We start from the raw sequence: 19,216 nt of genomic DNA, 5'->3' as shown, positions 1-19,216 counted from the left end.
ACATGGCCGATGGGGAAGGTCGGTAAGTCGGACGGCCGGCGGCCGACCGTGGTTCAGTGGAGCAGGCTGCCCTGTAGTTCCGCGCGCAGATCGGGGGTGAGCACCGCGCCCGCCCGGTCGACCAGCAGCGCCATCTCGTAACCAACCAGGCCGATGTCGCACTCCGGGTGCGCCAGCACGGCGAGCGAGGAACCGTCGGAGACCGACATGATGAAGAGGAAGCCGCGCTCCATCTCCACCACCGTCTGGTTCACGCTGCCGCCTTCGAAAATGCGCGAGGCACCGGCCGTCAGCGACGTCAGACCGGACGCCACCGCCGCGAGCTGATCGGCACGGTCCCGCGGGAAACCGTCGGACATCGCCAGAAGCAGTCCGTCGGCGGAGACCACCACCGTGTGCGACACCCCCGGGGTGTTGTCCACGAAGTTGGTGATCAACCAGTTCAGATTCTGCGCCGCCTGGCTCAATGGACTCAACTAACGCTCCTGCTGATAGGTGGGACCAAAGCCGTTGCCGCCGAGGGTCTCCCCGGTGCCGCCTGCCTGGCGGCCCCGCTGGATTCCCCGGCGCAGGCTCGTCAGCCTGCCGCGCACGTCGTCGGGCGCACGCGAGACCTGGGTTCCGCTGGCGTTCGCGGACTGCTGCGCGGTGCCCGCGACGAGGTTGGCGCGCGGCACCCGCCGCGGCAGCCCCGACGTGGTGACGCCGCCCGCCTGCGGCGTGCGCAACTGCTCCGCGCGCCGCCAGCGGTCGTCGTTGGGCGAGGGCCGCCACGCCGGTGCGGGCGTGGCCGTGGCCGGCTGCGGCGCGGGAGCCGAGGGCTGGGCCCCGGTGTCCTGGTCCGGCTGCGCGGCGGACGGTGCGGCGGCCTGGGCCTCCGGTGCGCCCTGCGCGGTGGTCGGGGCCACGGGCGTCTGCCCCTGACCGCGGGTCCCGCGGAACCAGTTCGACTCCATCGACTCGAAGATCGGCGTGGTCTCGTCGCCGCCGGTGGGCAGGGGGCCGCCATCCAGCAGGCTGTCGCCCAGGGGCGATTCGGCCTGCGGCTGCGGCACCGCCGCCGGGTACTCGCCGGTGTCGTGCGGGCCCCGGCGCTGCCCGGGGACCGCGTACTCGCCGGTGTCCTGGGGGCCCGGGCGCTGCCCGGGCATCGCGTACTCGCCGGTGTCACCGGGACCGGGACGCTGCCCCGGTACGGCGTACTCGCCGGTGTCACCGGGACCGGGACGCTGCCCCGGTACGGCGTACTCGCCGGTGTCCCCGGGGCCCGGGCGCTGCCCCGGCATCGCGTACTCGCCGGTGTCCCCCGGGCCGGGCCTGGCCACGGGGTGCGCGCCCGTGTCGTACGACCCGGGTCCCGACGGCGGCAACGGGTGCGCGCCGGTGTCGTGCGGGGCGGCGCCGGGGCGGGCCACGGGGTGCGCGCCGGTGTCCTGCGGGCCGCCGTAGGAGGCCGCGTCGCCGGGTACGGGGGACTGCGGGGAGCGCGGCGGCGGCACGGAGCCGAACGCCGGGATCCCCGGGGCCCCGCCGCCGGGCGGCGGTCCCGACACGTCGGGGCGGGCGAACCGGGCGGTGTCGGCGTCGTCGTGCTGCCGCGGTCCGTCGTGCTGGTCGCGGCCGGAGTCGCGCAGCCCGGCGCCGGTGTGCTGGGCGTCGGCCGGCTCGCGGGAGCCGGAGTCGGCGCCCGGCCGGGCGGGCAGCCCGGCGCGGGTGGGCGGGCCGCCGGGCCCGGCGCCCGAATTGGAGTTCGCACCCGGTGCGGCGCCGAAGGCCGACCCGCCGGGGAAGGCGGACCCCGCACCGCGGCCGGAGCCCGGCGAGCGGCCGAACGCGGAACCGGCGCCGGCGGGTTCGCGCCCGGGCAGCCCGGGCCGCTGACCGGGACCGCCGGGACCACCAGGACCGCCGGAGCCGCCGGGACCGCCGGAGCCGCCGGCGTCGCGGCTGGGCAGCGCGGGCCGGCCGGAGCCGGCGCCCGCCCCCACCTGGCCGCGCTGCTGCGCGGCACCGAGCCTGCTCATCGCGCCCGCGCGGCCCGCGGCACCGCCGCGCGCCGGGGCGCCCTTGCCGGGGCCGCCCGGGCCGGTCGTGCCCGCGCCGGGCGCGCCCGCGCCGGCGCCGGCCGGCTGCTTGCCGCCCGCGCCGCCGCCGTTCTGCGTGACGTCGACGGGGAGCATGACCAGCGCGGTGGTGCCGCCGGAGTCGGAGGGGCGGAGCTGGATGCGGATGCCGTGGCGCAGGGACAGCCGGCCGACCACGAACAGGCCCATGCGGCGGGAGACGGAGACGTCGACCGTGGGCGGGTTGGCCAGCCGCTCGTTGATCGCCGCGAGGTCCTCGGGCGACAGGCCGATACCGGTGTCGTGGATCTCCACCAGCACCCGGCCGTCGGGCAGCGCGTGGCCGGTGACCTTGACCTTGGTCTGCGGCGAGGAGAACGACGTGGCGTTCTCCAGCAGCTCGGCCAGCAGGTGGACGAGGTCGTTGACGACGCGGCCGGCGACCTGGGTGGCCGGCACGGCGGACAGTTCGATGCGCTCGTACTGCTCCACCTCGGAGGCGGCGGCGCGCAGCACGTCGACCAGCGGGACCGGGCGGGTCCAGCGGCGGCCCGGCTCCTCGCCCGCGAGGACGAGGAGGTTCTCGCCGTTGCGGCGCATGCGGGTCGCCAGGTGGTCGAGCTTGAAGAGGTTCTCGAGCTGGTCCGGGTCGGCCTCGCGGGACTCCAGTTCGGATATGAGTGAGAGCTGACGCTGGATGAGTCCCTGGCTCCGGCGCGAGAGGTTGGTGAACATCGCGTTCACGTTGCCCCGCAGCAGCGCCTGTTCGGCGGCCAGCCGGACCGCCTCGCGGTGCACGTCGTCGAACGCGGACGCCACCTTGCCGATCTCGTCCCGGCTGTTGATGCCGACGGTCTCGACGGAGGTGTCGACGTCCTGCGGGTCGGCGTCGGAGAGCTGCCTGACCAGCTCGGGCAGCCGCTTCTGGGCGACGGTCTGCGCGGTGTCCTGGAGCCGGCGCAGCGAGCGGACCATGGAACGGGCGACGACGAAGGCGCCGGCGAGCGAGATGAGCAGGACGAGGAGGATCAGGACGCCGTTGAGGATCGCTTCCTGCTGGGCCTCGGACCGCAGATCGCGCGCAGTCTGCTCCATCTCCTGGAGCAGGTGCTGCTCGATCTTCTTCATCTCTTCGATCTTGACGCTGTCCAGCTCGTACCAGTGCCGGTAGCTCATGTCGGCGTTCTTGATGCTGTCCGGGTTGTTCACCAGGTTCTTGGCGAACGTGTCGGCCTGCTGCACGGAGGCGTTGCCGCCGTCCAGCGAGCGCATCAGATCCGTCAGACCGATCCGGCCGGAGTAGAGGTGGGCGAAGAGCTTGAGCGAGGAGCTTTCCGCCTCCTGGGCGGAGGCGGCCTCCAGCCGGTCGGCCTCGGCGAAGTCGTCGCGCGGCTCCTCGGCGAGGGCGGCGCTGATGATCGCCTGCTGGACGGAGGCGTACTCCTTGGCGGAGGAGAAGGTGGCCAGCGCCCGGGTCTTGGCGATCATGTCCGGGTTGCTGGTGGCCAGGGCCATGTCCTGGGAGAGCGAGACCAGGGAGTCGACCAGTTCGCCGTACGCCTTGACCGTCTGGGCGGCGCCGCCGGTGTCGTCCGAGTACGCGGTCTTGCGGATGCTGTTGATCCGGTTGAGCTTCTCGATGACGCTCGTCAGCGAGTTGTTGACCCCGGCGAGGTCTTCGTCGTCGGTGGTGTCGATCTCGTCCGCGGACCGGGTGAAGGCGATCAGGGCCTTGTCGGTCTCGTCCCGGGCGTCGGTGATGTCCGGGTGCTTCGGGTTGCCGTCGACGATGAGGCCGGCCGACTTGTCGCGCTCCTGCTGGAGCATGTCGGCGAGTTCGGTGGCCTCTTCGGTCATGTCCGTCAGCAGCTTCATGTTCTCGAGCTGCTGGAGGTTCTGCCAGGAGTCCTCGATGCGGAAAGCTCCCAGCGTGGTCGCGGCGACCACGGGGAGCGCAAGGAGCGAGACAAGTCTGGTGCTGATGCGCCAGTTGCGCAGCAGGATCCGGGAGCCCGGGCCCTTCGAGCCCTTGGGCTGCTGCATGCTGGCGAAGTCGCCGGCCTCGGGCGCGGGTATTCGGGCGCTGCCGCGGTCGGCTTTCCGGTCCGGCGAGGAGCTCGCGCTCTGGCCGTACCGAAGAGAGGCTGCGCGATCGGTCTTCCCGCGCACCTCAGGCTCGCCCGGAACGCTGCCGTCAGTCTTCAATCGTCCCTGCACTAGCGTCGCAACCTCTAGGACCGGCTCCGGCGCATGCGCCGGAGCGTTGTCTGGTCGTGCGGGAGCTTAGGCCCCCGCCCGCCGTGAACCAACCGGCGCAAGCTCCCCGCACAGCCCCTCGCGTGGCGCCCCGTTGCGCCTCTGCGTCGACTGCACTCCAGCGACGGTCCGTGGAATTCCAGCACAGTGCCGGGATCTCCAACAAGGCCCGGGGGTAACAGGTCGACCGCAACTACTCACCGTGGCAGTCACATTACACGTGGTGGAAGCAGGGGGTGGGGATAACGGACATTTTCCTACGAGGTGCATGGCCCGGGGCTGTGTCCCGGGTCGAGCCCATCGGTTGGGAAATGTCGCCCCTGTCGAGAGATGCGCTGTTTTGGCCGTTCGCCGGAGTCGACGATATTTGGCATTCGTCACCGAGGGGGTGAGGAAAGTCACAATGCCGTACGGGATGGGTCCCGGCGGCACGGGGAATAGCGATGCCTACCCTTGCCTTGACACAACGGCCCGTTCCGTAAAGCGCACTCTCGTCGGCCCGACAGCGGGCCCCGGCACGTAAAGGCACGAGTAACCGTCATGATCCTCCGCACCATAGCCAACCCGCGGCGCACCACCCTCGCCCACCTCGACGACGCCGGGGACCTGCTGGTTCCCGAGCCGCCCGAGGCGCTCGCCGCCCGGATCGCCGCCGCCGCCCCGGCCGCGCAGCCGCCGGAGCGCACCGCGAACCCGCGCCGCACCGTGCTGGAGGAGATCCCCGCCGGGGCCTGACCCGCGCGGCGCGACGCACCGTGGCGGGGCGATAACCTGGGCCCCGTGCGTATCGCCAGGTTCTCCGTCGACGGCAGCGTCGCGTTCGGTGTGGTCGAAGGCTCCGACGGCTTCGACGGCGCCGGCGTCCCCCGGGGCGAGGTCACCCTCGACGTGATCAAGGGTCATCCCTTCGCCGAGTTCGAGCGGTCGGGCCGCAGGCTCCCGCTGGACAAGGTGCGGCTGCTGCCCCCCGTGCTCCCCAACAAGGTCGTCGCGATCGGCCGCAACTACGCCGAGCACGCCGCGGAGCTGGGCAACGAGGTACCTGAAGTGCCGGTCACCTTCTTCAAGCCGTCCACCTCGGTGATCGGCCCCGGCGACCCCATCGCGTACCCGTCCTTCTCCGACGACGTGCAGTACGAGGCGGAGCTGGCCGTCGTCATCGGCCGGCTCTGCCGCGAAGTGCCGCTGGAGCGGGCCCAGGACGTGATCCTCGGCTACACCTGCGCGAACGACGTGACCGCGCGCGACGTCCAGCGGCGCGAGAAGCAGTGGGCCCGGGCCAAGGGCTTCGACACCTCCTGCCCGCTCGGCCCGTGGGTCGAGACGGAGCTGGACCCGGCCCGGATCGCCGAGGGCATCGCCATCCAGTGCACGGTCAACGGCGAACAGCGCCAGCTCGGCCGGACGACGGACATGGTGCGCTCGATCCCCGAGCTGATCGTGCACATCACCGAGGCGATGACGCTGCTGCCCGGTGACGTCGTGCTCACCGGGACCCCCGCGGGCGTCGGCCCGCTGCACGACGGCGACGAGGTCGCCGTCACCATCGAAGGCATCGGCACTCTCGCCAACAAGGTGATCAAGCGTGGCTAGCGCAGCCCCCCCGGCCCCCGTACGGGTCCGCTTCTGTCCCTCCCCCACCGGCAACCCCCATGTGGGCCTGGTGCGCACCGCCCTGTTCAACTGGGCGTACGCCCGGCACACCGGTGGGTCGCTGGTCTTCCGGATCGAGGACACCGACGCGGCCCGCGACTCCGAGGAGTCGTACGAGCAACTGCTCGACTCCTTCCGCTGGCTCGGCGTCGACTGGGACGAGGGCCCCGAGGCCGGCGGCCCGCACGCGCCGTACCGGCAGTCGCAGCGCATGGACATCTACGCCGACGTGGCCCGCCGGCTCCAGGACGCCGGGCACGCCTACCGCTGCTACTGCACCGCGGCGGAGCTGGAGGAGCGCCGCGAGGCGGCGCGCGCGGCCGGGCGGCCCTCCGGGTACGACGGGCACTGCCGCGCGCTGACCGCCGCGCAGGTGGCCGCGTACGAGGCGGAGGGCCGGGCCTCGATCGTCCGCTTCCGGATGCCGGACGAGACGATCACCTTCACCGACCTGGTGCGCGGCGAGCTGACGTTCGCACCCGAGAACGTCACGGACTACGGCATCGTGCGCGCCAACGGCGCCCCGCTCTACACCCTGGTCAACCCGGTCGACGACGCGCTGATGGAGATCACGCACGTGCTGCGCGGCGAGGACCTGCTGTCCTCCACGCCGCGGCAGATCGCGCTCTACCGCGCGCTGATCGAGCTGGGCGACGCCAAGCGGGTGCCGGAGTTCGGCCACCTGCCGTACGTCATGGGCGAGGGCAACAAGAAGCTGTCCAAGCGCGACCCGCAGTCCTCGCTCAACCTCTACCGCGAGCGCGGCTTCCTGCCCGAGGGGCTGATCAACTACCTCTCGCTGCTGGGCTGGTCGCTCTCCGCCGACCGGGACGTCTTCACCCGCGAGGAACTGGTCGCGGCCTTCGACATCGCCGACGTGGTGCCCAACCCGGCCCGCTTCGACCTGAAGAAGGCCGAGGCCGTCAACGCGGACCACATCCGCATGCTCGACGTGAAGGACTTCGCCGCGCGCTGCGCGCCCTGGCTGCGGGCGCCGTACGCGCCGTGGCCGGCGGAGTCCTTCGACGCGGACGCCTTCGCGGCGCTGGCGCCGCTGGCGCAGACGCGGCTGACGGTGCTCTCCGACATCACGGCGAACGTCGACTTCCTCTTCCTCGACGAGCCGGTGACCGACGAGAAGTCATGGGACAAAGCCATGAAACCGGGGCAGCCGGGCGCGGCCGACCTGCTGCGGACGGCGCGCGCGAAGCTGGTGGCGGCCGAGTGGTCGGCGGAGGCGCTGAAGGAGGCGGTGCTCGCCGCGGGCGAGGAGCACGGCCTGAAGCTGGGCAAGGCGCAGGCGCCGGTGCGGGTCGCGGTGACGGGGCGGACGGTGGGGCTGCCGCTGTTCGAGTCGCTGGAGGTGCTGGGCCGCGAGCGCACGCTGGCGCGGGTGGACGCGGCCCTGGGGCGCCTGGAGGCGGCCGCGCAGGGCTGAGCGGCGGGTCGCGGGCCGCCCGGCAGGAGGCCGCCCGGTGCGTACCGTACGACGCGCGAAGGCCCCGCCGGTGGCGGGGCCTTCGTCGTGCGTGGTGCGGCTCGGGCGTCAGCGCTGCCAACTGTGCGGGGCGCGGAAGCCGTGCTGGCGCTCCAGCCGGCGCCAGCGGGCCGCGGAGTCGCCGTGCCCGCCGTGGCGGGCGTGGGTCGGCCGCGGGGCGGCGGCGCGGGCGAGCAGCACCGCGGTGAGCGCGGCCAGCTCTTCCTCGCTGGCTTCGCCCTTCTCGACCCGGACGAGGTTCTCGGTGTGCGGCGTGGTCACGTGTGTGCTCCTGGGCTGTTCTGCGCGGTCGGCTGCGGGCTGCGGGCTGCGGGGAGGCGGCGGGGTCACTGCGGCGGGTTGCCGTGCTTGCGCGCCGGCAGGTCCGCGTGCTTCGTCCGCAGCATGGTCAGGGACCGGATGAGGATCTGGCGGGTGTCCACGGGGTCGATGACGTCGTCCACGAGCCCGCGTTCGGCCGCGTAGTACGGGTGCATCAGCTCGGCCTTGTACTGCTTGACCATCTCGGTGCGCTTGGCCTCGGGGTCCTCCGCGGCGGCGATGTCGCGACGGAAGATCACGTTGGCGGCGCCCTCGGCGCCCATGACGGCGATCTCGTTGGTCGGCCAGGCGTAGGTGAGGTCGGCGCCGATGGACTGGCTGTCCATGACGATGTACGCGCCGCCGTACGCCTTCCTGAGCACGATCGAGATCCGCGGCACGGTGGCGTTGCAGTAGGCGTAGAGCAGCTTCGCACCGTGCCGGATGATGCCGCCGTGCTCCTGGTCGACGCCCGGCAGGAAGCCGGGGACGTCGAGCAGGGTGACGATCGGGATGTTGAACGCATCGCACATCTGGACGAAGCGGGCACCCTTCTCGCTCGCCTCGATGTCCAGGACGCCCGCCAGCGACTGCGGCTGGTTGGCGACGATGCCGACCACCTGGCCGTCGAGCCGGGTGAGCGCGCAGATCAGGTTGGTGGCCCAGCGCTCGTGCACTTCGAGGTACTCGCCGTCGTCGACGATCTCCTCGATCACCTTGTGCATGTCGTACGGCCTGTTGCCGTCGGCCGGCACCAGGTCCAGCAGCGGGTCGCCGCCGCGGTCGGCCGGGTCCTCGGCGGTGACGGCCGGCGGGTTCTCCCGGTTGTTCTGCGGCAGCATCGACAGCAGGTAGCGCACCTCCTCCAGGCACGTCACCTCGTCGTCGTACGCGAAGTGGCACACGCCCGAGGTCTCCGCGTGCACGTCCGCGCCGCCCAGCCCGTTCTGGCTGATCTCCTCGCCGGTCACCGCCTTGACCACGTCCGGTCCCGTGATGAACATCTGCGAGGTCTCGCGGACCATGAAGACGAAGTCGGTGAGCGCCGGGCTGTACGCGGCGCCGCCGGCGCAGGGGCCGAGCATGACCGAGATCTGCGGGATGACGCCGGAGGCGCGGGTGTTGCGCTGGAAGATGCCGCCGTAGCCGGCGAGCGCCGAGACGCCCTCCTGGATCCGGGCGCCCGCACCGTCGTTCAGCGACACCAGCGGCGCACCGGCCGCGATCGCCTTGTCCATGATCTTGTGGATCTTGTTCGCGTGCGCCTCGCCCAGCGCGCCGCCGAAGATCCGGAAGTCGTGGGCGTAGACGAAGACCGTCCGCCCGTGCACCGTCCCCCACCCGGTGATCACACCGTCCGTGTAGGGCTTCTTGGCCTCCAGGCCGAAGCCCGTGGCGCGGTGCCGGCGCAGCGGCTCCACCTCGTTGAACGACCCCTCGTCCAGCAGCAGGTCGATCCGCTCCCGGGCAGTGAGCTTCCCCTTGGCCTTCTGCGCGGCGGTCGCCCGCTCGCTGGGCCCCGCGTGGGCCTGCTCGCGAATGCGGCGCAGCTCGGCCGCCCGCCCCCGGGCCTCGTTCTCGACGGCGCCTGCCGTCGCCGCCGCGTCGGAGGGGGCGTAGTCCACTGTGGTCATAGAAAGACGGTACGGGTACGAGGGCATCGAACCTTATGTCATTTCCCTACAACGTCGGCCGGGAAATCATGAGCACCCGGCACTATGTGCAGGTGACGGGGCCAGACACCGGCCAACGACACGTCGATGCGGGCTGTAGGGCTCCAACAACGCAGTTGGACAGATCGGTGGAGCACGAGAAGGTTCCGTAGTAGACCTTCTTGTTAACCTGGACCCATGACCACCACGCCCGCATCCCGCGCGCCCGCCCGTACGGTACTGGATCTGACCGGAACGCTGGTCCACACCGCGCATGTACTCAACACCCGCCTGGCCGCCGCGCTGAGCGAGGTCGGCCTGCTCCAGCGCGAGCAGTGCGTGCTCGTGCACGCGCTGGAGGCCGAGCGGACCCAGGGCCAGCTCGCCGAGCTGGCGCGGATGGACAAGACGACGATGGTCGTGACCGTGGACGGCCTGGAGAAGGCCGGGTACGCCGAGCGGCGGCCGTCGAGCACGGACCGACGGGCCCGCATCATCCACGTCACCGAGGCCGGCGCGGAGATCGCGGCGCGCGGCCAGGAGGTCGTCGACCGGGTGCACCGGGACGTCCTCGACGCCCTGCCGGCGGCCCAGCGGGAGATCTTCGTCGGCGCCCTGGAGAACCTGACGGAGGGCGCACTGGCCGAGCCCGTCCACTCCGACCAGCCCGTTCGCCGGGCGCGGCAGGCCCGGCGGTAGCCGGCAAGAAGGTCCGTAGAAGAAAACTGAATACGAGATAGTCTCGTACGAAACTATCTGCTACGGTCTCTCCTGTTGCCCCAAAGCCCAGGAGAGGCCGCATGAACGCCACCGACCCACGCTCCGACCGGTCCCGCTGGTTCGCCCTCGCGATCCTCTGCACCGGCGCGCTGATGATCATCCTCGACGGGAGCATCGTCACCGTCGCGCTCCCCGCCATCCAGCAGGACCTGGGGTTCTCCCCCGCCGACCTGACCTGGACGGTCAACGCCTACATGATCGCCTTCGGCGGGCTGCTCCTCCTCGCCGGCCGGCTCGGCGACCTGCTCGGCCGCAAGCGGGTGTTCGTCGCCGGCGTCCTGCTCTTCACCGCCGCCTCGCTGCTGTGCGGTCTGGCCACCGAGCCGTGGCTGCTGATCGCCGCCCGCTTCGTGCAGGGCGTCGGCGGCGCGCTGGCCTCGGCCGTCGGGCTCGGCATGATCGTCACACTCTTCACCGACCCGAAGGAGCGGGCGAAGGCCATCGGCGCCTTCGCGTTCACCGGCGCGACCGGCGCCTCGCTGGGCCAGGTGCTCGGCGGCGTGCTCACCGACGCGCTGAGCTGGCACTGGATCTTCTTCATCAACCTGCCCATCGGGCTGGCCACCGCCGTGCTCGCGCTCCGCGTGCTGCCCGGCGACCGCGGCATCGGCCTGGCCGCGGGCGCCGATGTCGCCGGCGCGCTGCTGGTCACCTCCGGGCTGATGCTCGGCGTCTACACCATCGTCGAGACCGAGAGCCACGGCTGGACCTCGGGCCGCACCCTCGGCTCCGCCGCGCTGGCCGCCGCCCTGCTGGCCGGCTTCGTGCTCCGCCAGGCCAGGGCCGCCGCGCCGCTGCTGCCGCTGCGCGTCTTCCGCTCGCGCACCGTGTCCGGCGCCAACGCCGTCCAACTGCTCGTGATCTCGGGAATGTTCGCCTTCCAGATCGTCGTCGCGCTCTACATGCAGCAGGTGCTGGGCTACGGGGCCGCCGAGACCGGCTTCGCGATGCTGCCGGCCGCGGTCACCATCGGCGTCACCTCGCTGCTCGTCTCCGCCCGGCTGGTGGCCCGGTTCGGCGAGCGGTCGGTGCTGCTGGCCGGCCTCGTACTCCTCGCGCTCGCCCTGGCGCTGCTCGTCCGGATCCCGCGGGATCCGGCCGAGGTGAGCTACGTGACCCACCTGCTGCCGACGATGCTGCTGATCAGCGGCGGCGGGCTGGTGCTGCCGGCGATGACCGCGCTGGGCATGTCCGGGGCGCGCGCGGACGACGCCGGGGTGGTCTCCGGGCTGTTCAACACCGGGCAGCAGATCGGCGGCGCGCTGGGCGTCGCGGTGCTGACGACGCTGGCGGCGGGGCGTACGGAGGCGCTGGCCGCGGCCGGGGACGGGCCGGACGCGGCGCTGACGGGCGGCTTCCGGCTGGCGTTCGGCATCGGGGCGGCGCTGGTCGCCGCGGCGGCGGTGCTGACCCTGGCGGTGCTGCGGCCGCGTACGCCCCGCGGACCGCAGAAGCCGGGCGGGAGCGCGGCGTCGGGCGGCGGGGCGACGGGCGCCGGGGCGGAAGGCGCCGGGGCGGAGAGCGGCGGTGCGGAGGGCGCCGGTGTGGTTCCCGGCGCCCCCGGGGTGCCCGGCGCTACTCCTCCGGAACCACTCCGGCGCGCAGCAGGCCGTAGGCGTACGCGTCGTCCAGCGCCTGCCACGACGCCGCGATGACGTTGTCCGCGACGCCGACGGTGTCCCACTCGCCCCGGCCGTCGCCGGTGGTGATGAGCACGCGGGTCGTCGACTCGGTGCCGTGGGTCCCCTCCAGGATCCGCACCTTGTAGTCGATCAGCTCGAAGTCGGCGAGCTGGGGGTAGATGCGCTCCAGCGCCACCCGCAGGGCCCGGTCCAGGGCATGGACCGGGCCTTTGCCCTCGGCCGTGACGACGGTCCGCTCGCCCTTGGCCCACAGCTTGACCGTGGCCTCGTTGGCGTGGGTGCCGTCCGGCCGGTCCTCGACGATGGCCCGCCAGGACTCGGTACGGAAGTAGCGCCGGCTCCGGCCGGACTCGCGCAGTTGCAGCTCCTCGCGGAGCAGCAGCTCGAAGGAGGCGTCGGCGGCCTCGTACGTCAGCCCGCGGTGCTCGTTCTCCTTGACCCGCTCCACCACGCGGCTCAGCAGCTCGCGGTCGTCGCCGAGGTCGAGGCCGAGGTCCTTGCCCTTCAGCTCGATGGACGCCCGGCCGGCCATGTCGGAGACCAGCATCCGCAGCCGGTTGCCGACCAGATCGGGGTCGATGTGCTGGTAGAGGTCGGGGTCGACCTTGATGGCGGAGGCGTGCAGGCCGGCCTTGTGGGCGAAGGCCGAGACGCCCACGTACGGCTGGTGGGTGGCCGGCGCGATGTTGACGACCTCGGCGACGGCGTGCGAGATCCTGGTCATCTCCGCCAGCTTGCCCGCGGGCAGCACCCGCATGTCGTACTTCAGCTCCAGCGCGGCCACCACCGGGAACAGGTTGGCGTTGCCGACGCGCTCGCCGTAGCCGTTGGCGGTGCACTGCACGTGCGTGGCGCCGCCGTCGACGGCGGCCAGGGTGTTGGCCACGGCGCAGCCGGAGTCGTCCTGGGCGTGCATGCCGAGCCGCGCGCCGGTGGCGGCCAGCACCTCGGCGACGGTCTCGCGCACCTGGCCGGGGAGCATGCCGCCGTTGGTGTCGCAGAGCACGACGACGTCGGCGCCGGCCTCGTGCGCCGCGGCGACGACCTGCTTGGCGTACGCGGCGTTGGCGCGGTGGCCGTCGAAGAAGTGCTCGCAGTCGACGAAGACCCGGCGGCCGTGCTCGCGCAGGAACGCCACCGTGTCCCGGACCATCGCGAGGTTCTCCGCGAGCGTGGTGCGCAGCGCCAGCTCCACGTGCCGGTCGTGCGCCTTGGCGACCAGGGTGACGACGGGCGCCTTGGACTCCAGCAGCGCCAGCACCTGCGGGTCGTCCTCGACCCGTACGCCCGCCTTGCGGGTGGAGCCGAAGGCGACGAGCTGTGCGTACCGGAAGTCGATCTCGTCGCGGGCGCGGCGGAAGAACTCCGTGTCCCGGGGCACCGCGCCGGGCCAGCCGCCCTCGATGAAGCCCACGCCGAAGTCGTCGAGGTGCCGGGCGATGGCCAGCTTGTCCGCGACGGTGAGGCTGATGCCCTCGCGCTGCGCGCCGTCGCGCAGCGTGGTGTCGAAGACGTGGAAACCATCATCGGAGGGTCCGGGGCTTCCCGGAGTGTCGGGGGCTTCCGGCTCTGTGCTCATCGAAGTGCTCCTGTCGGGATGGTGTGCTCTCCGGCCCCGGAAAAGCAAAAGACCCCTCGCGGGTCGCGAGAGGTCTGCGCGCGGGTCTGGGACGCGGTGAGCCAGCACCGCATGCGGATCGCGGTACGGGTCAGCGCGGACCGGCGCGCCTGTTGCCAATAATCATGACGGCAGACGAGGTCACGTCGGGCAGTCTGGCACACACCCCGCCCGACCTGGAGTCCCGTCTCACGATACGGGCAGAGTGCCCACGTTTCGTACGGCGAGGTCAGGGCGCGATGCGGTCTTGTGTCAATGACATGCGCGTGCCAATTTGGTCCCCGGCCAGTCGGTACGGCACCTCCCACGCACCCCCACATGATTCACACCAAAGGAGAACCCACCGCATGAGACCCCAGATGTCCGCGCGTCTGGGCGGCACCCTTGCCGCCCTTCTCCTCCTCGGCACCGCCGCCGCCGGCTCCACGGCCGCCGCGGCACCCCCGCCGGCCGACCGCCCCGACCAGGGGGTACAGGCCGACGCGGCGACGCTGGCGCTCAGCGCCGACGTCGCGCGCACCCTCGGCGCCGACAGCGCCGGCACGTACCTGGACGCCGACACCGGCGAGCTGGTCGTGACGGTCACCGACAAGGCCGCCGCCGCCGAGGCCCGCGCCGCCGGCGCCCGCGCCGAGCTGGTCGAGCACAGCGCCGCGGAACTCCGCTCCGCGATGGGCGCCTTCGAGGAGCGGGCGAAGATCACCGGCACCTCGTGGGGTGTCGATCCGGCCACGAACCAGATAGCCGTGCAGGCCGACTCCACGGTCTCCGCCGCCGAGTACGCGAAGCTGAAGAGCGTCGCGAAGAGCCTCGACGGCACGGCCCGGGTGGAGCGCATACCCGGGACGTTCCGCAAGGAGGTCCTGGGCGGCGACGCCATCTACGGCGGCGGCTACCGCTGCTCCGCGGCGTTCAACGTGACCAAGAACAACGCCCGCTACTTCGTCACCGCGGGCCACTGCACCAACGCCGGCGCCTCCTGGTCGGCCACCAGCGGCGGCGCGGCCGTCGGCACCCGCGAGGGCACCAGCTTCCCGACCAACGACTACGGCATCGTCCGCTACACCGACGGCTCCTCCCCCGCGGGCACCGTGAACCTCTACAACGGCAGCACCCGGGACATCACCAGCGCCGCCAACGCCGTCGTCGGCCAGGCCATCCAGAAGAGCGGCTCCACCACCCAGGTCACCAGCGGCAGCGTGACCGCGGTGAACGTGACCGTCAACTACAGCGAAGGCCCCGTCTACAACATGGTCCGCACCACCGCCTGCTCCGCCGGCGGCGACAGCGGCGGCGCCCACTTCTCGGGCAACGTCGCGTACGGCATCCACTCCGGCAGCGCGGGCTGCACCGGCACCAACGGCTCCGCCATCCACCAGCCGGTCACCGAGGCGCTGAGCGCCTACGGCGTGACCGTCTACTGACGCACCCGCGACACCACGGCACGCAAGGGGCCGCCGCCGGATCCAGGCGGCGGCCCCTGACGCGGTACGGAGCCACCGGCCCCGTACCGCGTCGTCGGCCCGGCCCCTGCGTCAGGCGGGCCCGTGCGTCAGCCGGCCCGTGCGTCAGCCCAGCTCGTGCATCCAGCCGTGCGGGTCCGGGGCCTGCCCGGTCTGCACGTCGACCAGCGCCTTGCGCAGCCGCGCCGTGATCGGCCCCATCGACCCGTCGGCGACCGTCCACTCCGCCGTGCTGGACTTCGCGTGCCCCACCGGCGTGATGACCGCCGCCGTGCCGCAGGCGAAGGTCTCCGTGATCGTGCCGTCCGCGCAGCCGGCCTGCCACTCCTCCTTGGAGATGCGCACCTCGCCGGTGCGGTAGCCGAGGTCGGCGGCGATGGTCAGCAGCGAGTCGCGGGTGATGCCGGGCAGCAGCGTGCCGGTCAGCTCGGGCGTGACCACCTCCGCGGCCCCTTCCTGCCCGCCGGGCCCGCCCTCCCGCACGAAGTACAGGTTCATCCCGCCCATCTCCTCGATCCAGCGGCGCTCCACCGCGTCCAGCCACACCACCTGGTCGCAGCCCTGCTGCACGGCCTGGAGGGTGGCCGCCATGGCGCCCGCGTAGTTGCCCGCGCACTTGGCCTCGCCGGTGCCGCCGGGCGCGGCGCGCACGTACTCCTCGGTGAGCCACACCGACACCGGCTTGATGCCGCCGTGGAAGTACGCGCCCGCGGGCGAGGCCAGCACCATGAACAGGTACTCGTGCGCCGGCGAGTTCACGCCGAGGCCGACCTCGGTGGCGAACATGAACGGGCGCAGGTACAGCGACTCCTCGCCGGTGCCCGGCACCCACGCCTTGTCCTGGCGCACCAGCACGTCGATGGCCTCCACGAAGGTTTCGACGGGCAGTTCGGGCATGGCCAGCCGGCGGGCGGAGAGCTGGAAGCGGCGCGCGTTGGCGTCCGGCCGGAAGGTGCGGACGCTGCCGTCGGGCTGCCGGTACGCCTTCAGCCCCTCGAAGATGGACTGCCCGTAGTGCAGCGCCATCGTCGCCGGGTCGAGGGTGAGCGGCGCGTACGGCTGGAGCTGCGCGTCGTGCCAGCCGCGGCCCTCGGTCCACTTGATCGTGACCATGTGGTCGGTGAAGTGCTTGCCGAAGCCGGGGTTGGTGAGGATCGTCTCGCGCTCCGCGTCGGACAGCGGGTGTGCGGACGGCTTGAGCTCGATCGTGGTCATCAGATTCGTGTCCTTCACCGTTCGGTGTGTGGCGGACCGCGTCCCGTACCGGCGCCCTTGCACCCGAAGGTACTAGGACGTCCGAGCATTACCCCGTGCCGCGGCCCCGCAGTCGATTATGACGTGGGTGTGGGCAGCGGCAAGTGTGGCGGTGGTATGCGGCCCGAAGGGTCATCGTCGCACTGACGCCGACCGGAGGGTCGGCGTCAGTCGGCCGTACGGAGAAACCTGACCGGCCGGGCCGGCCGCGCGAGCGTGTGTGTGGTCCCGGCGGTCAGCCGGATACTCGGGCGGCGAGCGCGTCGCCGATCTCGTCCGTGGTGCGCGCCGTGGCGCCCCGCGCGGCCAGGTCGGCCTCGACGGCCTCCTCGACGCGGGTGGCCTGCGCGGCGTAGCCGAGGTGGCGCAGGAGCAGGGCGACCGACAGGACGGTGGCCGTCGGGTCGGCCTTGCCGGTGCCGGCGATGTCCGGCGCGGAGCCGTGGACCGGCTCGAACATCGACGGGAAGGCGCCGGCCGGGTTGATGTTCCCGGAGGCGGCGAGGCCGATGCCGCCGCTGATGGCGGCGGCGAGGTCGGTGAGGATGTCGCCGAAGAGGTTGTCGGTGACGATCACGTCGAACCGCTCGGGCTGGGTGGTGAGGAAGATCGTCGCGGCGTCGACGTGCAGGTAGTCCGTGGTGACGTCGGGGTATTCGGCGCCGACGCTGTCGAAGGTGTTCTTCCACAGGTGGCCGGCGTAGACGAGCACGTTGTTCTTGTGCACGAGCGTCAGCTTCTTGCGCGGGCGGGCCTGGGCGCGCTCGTACGCGTCCCGGACCACGCGCTCCACGCCGTACGCGGTGTTGACGCTGACCTCGGTGGCCACCTCGGCCGGGGTGCCGGTGCGCAGGCTGCCGCCGTTGCCCGTGTAGGGGCCCTCGGTGCCCTCGCGGACGACGACGAAGTCGATGTCCGGACGGCCGGCCAGCGGGGTCTCGGTGCCGGGGAAGAGCTTCGACGGGCGCAGGTTCACGTAGTGGTCGAAGGCGAAGCGCAGCTTCAGCAGCAGCCCGCGCTCCAGCACGCCGGACGGCACCGAGGGGTCGCCGATGGCGCCGAGCAGGATCGCGTCGTAGTCCTTGAGGGCCGCCAGCTCCGCGTCCGGCAGGGTCTCGCCGGTGGCGTGCCAGCGGCGGGCGCCCAGGTCGTAGCTCTCGGTCTCCAGCTTCACGTCCTGCGGCAGGACGGCGGAGAGCACTTTCAGGCCCTGGGCCACGACCTCGGGGCCGATGCCGTCGCCGGGAATGGACGCGAGACGAATGCTGCGAGACATGAAGGGGAGCCTACGCGCTACGTCTTGCGGGATGACACCGCCGTCCGGGATGTGGACTACCGGAGGCGTTCACCACGCCGACGGCCGCGGTTCTCCGATGGGCCGGCCGCGACGGGGAAGGCTCGGACGTATGGACACACCCGGCTTCGGCATCCCGCCACGCCTCGCCCGCGGCATGAGCATGGCAGAACAGCACGAGTACCTGCGCCGCCGGCTCTCCCGGCGGCGCGTCGTCACCGGCGCCGGCGGGCTGGCCGGCGGGCTGCTGCTCGCCGGGTGCAGCAACGGCGACGGCGGGCCGGGGCGTACCGGCGGGTCCGGGCGTACGGACGACTCCTCGGCGCACTCCGTCAGCCCCGCGCCCTCCGGCCCGCCGGCGGCGTTCGGCCGGCATCTGGCCTTCGGCGCCGACCCGTGCACGCAGATGCGCGTCGGCTGGCAGCTCCCGCTGCCGGTGCGCCGGCCGTACGTGCGCTTCGGCAGGGACCGCGGCGACCTCGGCGAGCGCGTCGCGGCCGAGATCCGGCCGCTGAAGACCCCCGAGCTGAACGGCCTGCCGGCGGTGGAGCAGCACTACGTGCACGCCGCGCTCGACGGCCTGGCGCCCGGCACGGCGTACGTCTACGGCCTCGGCCACGACGAGTTCGACCCCGCCGCCTCGCCGGGAGCCGGCGAGCACCTCGCCGGGTTCCGCACCGCGCCCGCCCGGCCGGAGCGCTTCGTCTTCACCGCCTTCGGCGACCAGGGCACCGGCCGCGCCGCCCGCGCGATCACCCGGCGCATCGGCGCCCTGCCCGGCGGCCCCCCGGCGTTCCACCTGCACGCCGGCGACATCTGCTACGCCGAGGACTCCGGGCAGGGCATGGAGACCGACAGCTACGACGCCCGGGTGTGGGACGACTTCCTGCGGCAGATCGACCCGGTGTCCTCCCGGGTCCCGTGGATGCCGGCGATGGGCAACCACGACATGGAGGCGTGGTACTCCCCCGACGGCTACGACGGCCAGCGCGCCCGCTGGACGCTGCCGGGCAACGGCGCGGGTCCGCGCGAGGCGCCGGGCTCGTACTCCTTCGTCTACGGCAACGTCGCCGTCGTGGCGCTGGACGCCAACGACGTGTCGTACGAGATCCCGGCCAACCTCGGCTTCACCGACGGCGCCCAGGTGCGCTGGCTGGACCGGCGGCTGAAGGCGCTGCGCACGGCGGCCGACGTCGACTTCGTCGTGGTCTTCTTCCACCACTGCGCGTACTCCACCAGCACGCACGCCTCGGACGGCGGGGTACGGGAGCACTTCACGCCGCTGTTCGACAAGCACCGCGTGGACCTGGTGATCAACGGCCACAACCACGTCTACGAGCGCACCGACGCGCTGCGCGCAGGCGCCCTGACCCGGCCGCTGCCGGTCGGCGGCTCGGTGGACACCGAGCGTCACGGCGCGGTCTACGTGACCGCGGGCGGCGGCGGGCGCAAGCTTTACGGCTTCAGCGCCCCGGACACCTACGAGGGCCGGCGCCGCGACCGGGACGTGGTGGAGACGTTCAGTTGGACGCGGTCGGGCGAGAAGGCGCTGGAGGGCGTCGAGTGGTCGCGGGTGCGCTACACCGGTTACTCGTTCCTCGCGGTGGAGTCCCTGCCGGGCGCCTCGCCCGCGCTGAACGTCGCCGCGTACGCCGAGGACGGCACGCGGATCGACCGCTTCGAGCTGGTACGGGGCCGCTGAGCGGCCGCCGTGCGCGGGCCGGGGTCCGGATCCGGTGGTG

Annotated in this window: 14 protein-coding genes; 7 read left to right on the top strand and 7 right to left on the bottom strand. The window is 72.5% G+C overall.

The window, feature by feature from the left end; all coding sequences use genetic code 11:
- Positions 1–53: 53 nt before the first annotated feature.
- Positions 54–476 (bottom strand): roadblock/LC7 domain-containing protein, encoded by a 423-nt coding sequence (locus QBL21_RS08560; RefSeq protein ID WP_078524120.1) that lies wholly within the window; start codon positions 474–476, stop codon positions 54–56.
- Positions 477–4,232, bottom strand: coding sequence for a nitrate- and nitrite sensing domain-containing protein (locus QBL21_RS08555; protein ID WP_407561419.1), 3,756 nt, complete (start codon positions 4,230–4,232; stop codon positions 477–479).
- A gap of 627 nt (positions 4,233–4,859) precedes the next feature.
- Between QBL21_RS08555 and QBL21_RS08550 the strand changes: the two genes are divergently transcribed.
- From QBL21_RS08550 to gltX, 3 genes are read left to right on the top strand one after another with little or no spacing between them, the layout of a single operon-like run.
- Positions 4,860–5,054 (top strand): hypothetical protein, encoded by a 195-nt coding sequence (locus QBL21_RS08550; RefSeq protein WP_407561417.1) that lies wholly within the window; start codon positions 4,860–4,862, stop codon positions 5,052–5,054.
- A gap of 45 nt (positions 5,055–5,099) precedes the next feature.
- A complete protein-coding gene (locus tag QBL21_RS08545; RefSeq protein WP_407561416.1) occupies positions 5,100–5,912 on the top strand; it encodes a fumarylacetoacetate hydrolase family protein in 813 nt (270 codons plus the stop codon).
- Positions 5,905–7,410, top strand: a complete 1,506-nt coding sequence (gltX, locus tag QBL21_RS08540; protein ID WP_407561415.1) for a glutamate--tRNA ligase — start codon at positions 5,905–5,907, stop codon at positions 7,408–7,410. Before QBL21_RS08545 ends, gltX begins: the two co-directional genes overlap by 8 nt.
- Positions 7,411–7,518: 108 nt before the next feature.
- Here gltX and QBL21_RS08535 read toward each other — a convergent pair whose 3' ends face one another.
- Together QBL21_RS08535 and QBL21_RS08530 are read right to left on the bottom strand one after the other, a co-directional pair.
- Positions 7,519–7,731: an acyl-CoA carboxylase epsilon subunit gene (locus QBL21_RS08535; protein ID WP_407561414.1), complete on the bottom strand. Its 213-nt coding sequence runs from the start codon at positions 7,729–7,731 to the stop codon at positions 7,519–7,521.
- A gap of 65 nt (positions 7,732–7,796) precedes the next feature.
- The gene (locus QBL21_RS08530; protein ID WP_407561412.1) at positions 7,797–9,404 is read right to left on the bottom strand and encodes an acyl-CoA carboxylase subunit beta; all 1,608 of its coding nucleotides are present in this window, start codon (positions 9,402–9,404) and stop codon (positions 7,797–7,799) included.
- Positions 9,405–9,620: 216 nt separating this feature from the next.
- Between QBL21_RS08530 and QBL21_RS08525 the strand changes: the two genes are divergently transcribed.
- Both QBL21_RS08525 and QBL21_RS08520 read left to right on the top strand, forming a co-directional pair.
- The gene (locus QBL21_RS08525; RefSeq protein WP_407561411.1) at positions 9,621–10,121 is read left to right on the top strand and encodes a MarR family winged helix-turn-helix transcriptional regulator; all 501 of its coding nucleotides are present in this window, start codon (positions 9,621–9,623) and stop codon (positions 10,119–10,121) included.
- 101 nt (positions 10,122–10,222) lie between these two features.
- On the top strand, positions 10,223–11,857 hold the full coding sequence (locus tag QBL21_RS08520; protein WP_407561410.1) for an MFS transporter: 1,635 nt from the start codon (positions 10,223–10,225) through the stop codon (positions 11,855–11,857).
- Here the strand turns inward: QBL21_RS08520 and cimA are convergent.
- A complete protein-coding gene (cimA, locus tag QBL21_RS08515) occupies positions 11,778–13,424 on the bottom strand; it encodes a citramalate synthase (RefSeq protein WP_407561409.1) in 1,647 nt (548 codons plus the stop codon). The genes QBL21_RS08520 and cimA overlap by 80 nt on opposite strands.
- A 386-nt stretch (positions 13,425–13,810) precedes the next feature.
- Here cimA and QBL21_RS08510 point away from each other — a divergent pair, with 386 nt between their 5' ends.
- Complete coding sequence (locus tag QBL21_RS08510; protein ID WP_407561408.1) at positions 13,811–14,887, top strand: S1 family peptidase; 1,077 nt, start codon at positions 13,811–13,813, stop codon at positions 14,885–14,887.
- Between the two features lie 144 nt (positions 14,888–15,031).
- Here QBL21_RS08510 and QBL21_RS08505 read toward each other — a convergent pair whose 3' ends face one another.
- Both QBL21_RS08505 and QBL21_RS08500 read right to left on the bottom strand, forming a co-directional pair.
- Positions 15,032–16,141, bottom strand: a complete 1,110-nt coding sequence (locus QBL21_RS08505; protein ID WP_407561407.1) for a branched-chain amino acid aminotransferase — start codon at positions 16,139–16,141, stop codon at positions 15,032–15,034.
- Between the two features lie 274 nt (positions 16,142–16,415).
- Positions 16,416–17,456: a 3-isopropylmalate dehydrogenase gene (locus QBL21_RS08500; RefSeq protein ID WP_407561406.1), complete on the bottom strand. Its 1,041-nt coding sequence runs from the start codon at positions 17,454–17,456 to the stop codon at positions 16,416–16,418.
- 130 nt (positions 17,457–17,586) lie between these two features.
- On the opposite strand from QBL21_RS08500, the gene QBL21_RS08495 reads away from it, so the two are divergent.
- Positions 17,587–19,176, top strand: a complete 1,590-nt coding sequence (locus QBL21_RS08495; protein ID WP_407561405.1) for a purple acid phosphatase family protein — start codon at positions 17,587–17,589, stop codon at positions 19,174–19,176.
- Positions 19,177–19,216 lie beyond the last annotated feature (40 nt).

The organism is Streptomyces sp. 184, assembly GCF_045781775.1.
Classification (GTDB): Bacteria; Actinomycetota; Actinomycetes; order Streptomycetales; family Streptomycetaceae; genus Streptomyces.
This window is presented reverse-complemented; position numbering and strand designations above follow the sequence as displayed.